We start from the raw sequence: 5,020 nt of genomic DNA on the forward strand, positions 1-5,020 counted from the left end.
ATATATATGATTATTTTTAATAAACAGTGAAGTGGAATCACAATTGGTTGCTGCTAAGGTGTTAATTGTTATCAGGATTTATCTTATTGGTTAAAATCTGGTGGCCCGCCAGCTAGCGAGGTCACGATTACTAGCTGGACGGAAGGGAGGCATTGACGTGCTAAGTGATAATAAACAGCGCGAGGTAGACCATCAGTAAGCCGACAATCCCTAAGATGATACCCATCTTCGCCATATCTTTGCTTTCGATAAGCCCAGTTGAGTAAGCCAGCGAGTTTGGTGGCGTCGATACTGGAAGAATCATCCCGAGCGATGCCGAGAAGGCGACCACAACCAGCAAGCCTTGTAAGCCTCCAATTGCTACTAGGCTTTCCATAGAAGCGCCAATCGCAGCTGCTATCGGCATCAGCAAGTTTGCGGTAGCTGTGTTCGACATGAAATTAGCCATTAGCCAACACACGATAGACAGCGTTAGTACCACTGCAGTCGGCGAGAGCGATTCATAATCAATCGCGTGTGCGAGTGCAGCGGCTAAGCCTGTTTTATCCAAGCCAATCCCAATCGCTATACCACCCGCAACCAGCCACAACACATCCCAGTTAATCAGCTTGAGTTCTTCTTTGCCCATGATGCCAGTGAGAGTAAAAACAGCCAGTGGAATGATAGAGACCACATAAGTGTTCATGCCATGCAGTTTGGTGGTCATCCACAATAAGATTGTCGCAGCGAAGGTGATGTAAACCACGATCGCTCGCCAGCTCTTTTTAAATTGTCCATCAAGCTTGAGGACCATATTTCTTTCTTTAGAAGGGAAGAGTTTTTGTAGGAGAAACCAAGCGATGGTGAGTTGGATGATCACAAAGGGTAAGCCCATCATCATCCAGCTGAGGAAGTCGATGGTGTTTTCACCGGTTAGGTATTGTAGTGCGATGGCATTGGGCGGTGTACCGATGGGTGTCGCTATACCACCGGTGTTGGCAGCAATTGGAATACACAATACGAGCGCCTTAATCCCCATATCGCCTTTGGGTGCCGAAGCCACAATAGGGCCGAGCAGGGCCAGCATCATAACCGTGGTTGCGGTATTTGACATGAACATTGAGAACACGGCGGTGATCAGCATTAAACCTAGCATGATAAAGCGCGGTTCTGTACCGAATGGTTTGAGCAGCACTCGAGCTAGGTTGTTATCGAGTTCATACTTGGATGCGGATATCGCAAGAGCAAAACCACCCATGAAAAGGATGATGATCGGTGACGAAAATGCACCGAAGATGTCGGTATATTTGATTAACTCACCGAGATCGTGCCCCGTTGGTGGATTTCTAAATAGGTGTAAACCTTTGTCAGATATCATCACCAGTTCAAGCGCAATGATCAAAATTGAAGTGGCGAATACCGGAACAGGTTCAAGCACCCACAGTAGAGCGGCCAACAAGAATATTGCCAACAAGCGATGTTGAATCAGCGTGAGATCATCGATTGGTATTGAATCTATCGGCATGAATAACACGCCTAAGGGAATCGCAAAACAAATCAACAGCTTGACCAGAACGCCAACATTGAGTTTAGGCATGTACAAAGACCCTATAAATAAAATATCTTCAAATAGAGTAAGTTATCTGGATTTTTGGTACTTGGAGACGGGTTGTAAAATCGAAAAGTTGTTTAAGGTTTCGACAGTTGTTTTGCTTTTGGTCAATATTTTATCTGGGCAATTAGAGGCAAGAGTGAGAAGCCGCAGGTGGCTGGGCAGGGGGTGAGGATTGAGGTTTGAAAGCTTGGGTTGTTAGAGCTTGAGTAGGAAACGAATTGGTAGAGTTAAGAAAAAGGCGCGTTCTTCTCTGATATAGAAAAAGTAACGCGCCTTTAAAACTAAATGAGTTAACTCAGATCGTTAAGCTTGGTCAGTGTTCTCTGCTGAATCAACAGCTTCAGTCTCAACGTCTTTACCCGCAATGTGCGCGAAAGGAGTGCCTAGAACGGTTTTCTCACCATTCTGCATAGTGTCGTCAAACTTGATTGCATCTTTAGCAAACAGGTTGATAACCGTTGAACCAAGCTTGAAGCGACCCATCTCTTCGCCTTTCTTCAAGATAATAGATTTATCACCTTGTGCTGGGTAATCCCACTTGTAAACCGAGTTACCGCGAGGTGGCGTGATGGTGCCAGCCCATACTTGCTCGATGCTACCTACGATAGTTGCACCAACCAGCACTTGTGCCATTGGGCCAAACTCAGTATCAAAGATACAAACCACACGCTCGTTACGTGCGAATAGGTTTGGAACGTTCTCTGCCGTTAGCGGGTTAACTGAGAACAGGTCTCCGGGAACGTAGATCATCTGACGCAGTGTGCCGTCGCATGGCATGTGCACACGGTGATAATCACTTGGCGACAAGTAAAGCGTTGCGAATTCACCGTCTTTAAACTCATCGGCTAGGTCTGCATCACCACCAAGCAACTCACGTGCTGAGTAGTTATGGTTTTTAGCTTGAATCAGTTGACCATCAGTAATTGGGCCAAACTGACTTACACGTGCATCAGCAGGGTGAACAATAACAGAGTCACCTTCTGCGATAGGGCGCATGCCTTCTTTCAATTCACGTACGAAGAATTCATTGAATGTCTTAAAGTGTTTTGGATCGCTATGCAGAGCTTCATCCATGTTCACTTTGTATTGCTTGATGAACCAGTTAATGATCGCTGTCGTTAAACCACCCGCTTTAGCAGACGCCAGTTTACCAACTAAACGAGTCAGGCCATGTTGTGGGATCCAGTACTGCAATCCAACTTTAATCTTATCCATTGTATTAATTTTCCAATGCTAATTGTTTTTCAATTAAATCTGTCGATGACGGTTTAGGGCGCGAGATGTTACTTAAGTTCGCGCCAATTGTCAGTAAATGCACACATTTGTTCACAAAAACGCGATTAGAGATCGGCTTTCTTGCTTCGTGAGTACTGACGGTTATCTTTGTTGTCAGCCATTGTTTCAATAATGCGATGGTAGCTAGCAAAACGTAAGCGGCTAATTTTTCCGTCTTCAACGGCTTCACGTAGAAGACATCCTGGGTCGTCATTGTGTTTACAGTCGCGGAACTTACAGCCACCTAGGTATGGCTTGAATTCAATGAAAGCATCTGTGACTTCATCGGGTTCTAAATGCCATAAGCCGAATTCACGTACCCCTGGGGAATCGATAAGATCACCACCAGAAGGGAAGTGATACAAACGCGCTGCTGTGGTGGTGTGTTGACCCAGTCCTGAGTTTTCAGAAACTGCGCCTTCTTCAATGTCCAATGTTGGCATCAGTGCATTCACTACGCTGGATTTACCTACACCAGATTGACCAACGAAAATGTTGATACGATCTTTCAGTTCAGCTTCCAACTCTTTGATGCCGTAACCCGACTCTTTACTCACGAACATGACTTTATAGCCGATTTTCTCGTATATCTTCAGTGTTTCGCGGTATTCGCTAATTTGTTGTTCTGTCAGCAAGTCAACTTTATTGAGTACAACTAAAGGGGCGATATTCACCGTTTCAGAGGCGATCAAGTAGCGGTCGATGATATTAAGTGATAGCTCTGGTAGTACAGCTGAAACGATAACCATTTGGTCTACGTTTGCGGCAACCGGTTTGAGGCCGTCATAGTAGTCAGGGCGAGTTAGCATTGACGTTCTTGGCTCAACGGCTTCGACAACACCTGAGATGCCAGCCATGGATTCTAAGCCTGCACGCCAAGTTACTCGGTCACCAGAAACTAAAGTCTCAATACTACGGCGTAAGTTACAACGGTGAACTTCGTTGGTTTCAAGATCTTCGATATCGGCATGTTGACCAAAGCGCGTAATCACGAGTCCGCTTTTTGTTCCGCCAAGCATGTTCTCGTCCCATTGGATAGAATCTTCTTTCTTGAGTCGCTTGTTCTGGTTGCTACGTACGCGACGTACCTGACCTTTGGTTAACTTCTTTTTTTTAGCCACAATTTTTCACTTAACACATCTAACTTGATGATTGGGAACTCAAACAGGATGTTGCTACTGCCATATGATTTCGATGGCTCTAAAGCTAGTTTGAGTATAGTTATTTGGGTATAGTACCTCTTTTATACATAAACAAATAGGCGACGCCTTATGTCCTTTAGCGATCAGAACCTTATTTGGGTTGATCTCGAGATGACAGGACTTGATCCTGAAACTCATAAAATCATTGAAATTGCTACTATCGTTACTGATAGTGAGCTTAATATCCTGGCTGAAGGACCTGTTTTGGCTATTCACCAACCTCAGAGTGAATTGGACAAGATGGACGAGTGGTGCACAACGACTCACACCGGTAGTGGCCTAGTGAAACGAATTCAAGACAGTACAGTTTCAGAGCAAGATGCCATTCAACAAACGATTGAGTTTCTGGAAAAATGGGTACCAAAAGGTAAGTCACCAATTTGTGGCAACAGCATTGGTCAAGATCGCCGATTCTTATACAAGCATATGCCAGAGCTGGAAGAGTACTTCCACTACCGTTATGTTGATGTTAGCACCCTAAAAGAGCTGACTCGCCGTTGGAAGCCTGAAGTGTTAGATGGTTTTTCTAAGTCGGGAAGCCACCTTGCATTAGACGATATTCGAGAGTCTATTGCTGAGCTGCAGTACTATCGAAAAACGATTATTAACATCTAATCAGATCAAATGTTCACGTTTATCTAACTTTTCAGGGACATAAGAGCTATTTTTTTTGCAAATATGTGTGCTTTTACAGCAGTTGAGTAAAAACTTGCTGATTTTTGCATTAAGGACTTGCATCACAAAAAAATGCTCTTATAATTCGCAGCCCTGAACGGCGAAAGACGTTTTCAGTTTGCGATACTAGCTCAGTTGGTAGAGCGCAACCTTGCCAAGGTTGAGGTCATCGGTTCGAACCCGATGTATCGCTCCAGATTTATACTTTTAGGAAGTGAATTCCTAGAAGGTCTCTTTAGAGAGAAAGATTCATTGACTTAAACAATGCATTCGG

General features: G+C 44.4%; 4 protein-coding genes and 1 tRNA gene. 2 read left to right on the forward strand and 3 right to left on the reverse strand.

Translation table 11 applies throughout. The features are described 5' to 3' along the window. Positions 1-160: 160 nt before the first annotated feature. From AB4496_RS06155 to rsgA, 3 genes are all read right to left on the reverse strand, one after another. Positions 161-1,576 carry a DASS family sodium-coupled anion symporter gene (locus AB4496_RS06155; protein WP_009847912.1) on the reverse strand — a complete coding sequence of 472 codons (1,416 nt, stop codon included), beginning with the start codon at positions 1,574-1,576 and terminating at the stop codon, positions 161-163. Between the two features lie 321 nt (positions 1,577-1,897). Next, positions 1,898-2,809, reverse strand: a complete 912-nt coding sequence (asd, locus tag AB4496_RS06160; protein WP_009847911.1) for an archaetidylserine decarboxylase — start codon at positions 2,807-2,809, stop codon at positions 1,898-1,900. Between the two features lie 125 nt (positions 2,810-2,934). Next, positions 2,935-3,990 (reverse strand): small ribosomal subunit biogenesis GTPase RsgA, encoded by a 1,056-nt coding sequence (gene rsgA, locus AB4496_RS06165; protein ID WP_012603102.1) that lies wholly within the window; start codon positions 3,988-3,990, stop codon positions 2,935-2,937. A 150-nt stretch (positions 3,991-4,140) separates the two neighbouring features. Here rsgA and orn point away from each other — a divergent pair, with 150 nt between their 5' ends. Continuing rightward, positions 4,141-4,686, forward strand: a complete 546-nt coding sequence (gene orn / locus AB4496_RS06170) for an oligoribonuclease (protein WP_012603103.1) — start codon at positions 4,141-4,143, stop codon at positions 4,684-4,686. A 180-nt stretch (positions 4,687-4,866) separates the two neighbouring features. After that, positions 4,867-4,942, forward strand: a tRNA-Gly gene (locus AB4496_RS06175). Positions 4,943-5,020 lie beyond the last annotated feature (78 nt).

Source organism: Vibrio sp. 10N.222.46.A1, assembly GCF_041473595.1.
Lineage (GTDB): Bacteria > Pseudomonadota > Gammaproteobacteria > Enterobacterales > Vibrionaceae > Vibrio > Vibrio tasmaniensis_A.

Excerpts from the sequence above, each read along its gene's own strand:
- orn (WP_012603103.1), top strand. The coding sequence starts at position 4,141 with ATGTCCTTTAGCGATCAGAACCTTATTTGGGTTGATCTCGAGATGACA.
- asd (WP_009847911.1), bottom strand. The coding sequence starts at position 2,809 with ATGGATAAGATTAAAGTTGGATTGCAGTACTGGATCCCACAACATGGC.
- AB4496_RS06155 (WP_009847912.1), bottom strand. The coding sequence starts at position 1,576 with ATGCCTAAACTCAATGTTGGCGTTCTGGTCAAGCTGTTGATTTGTTTT.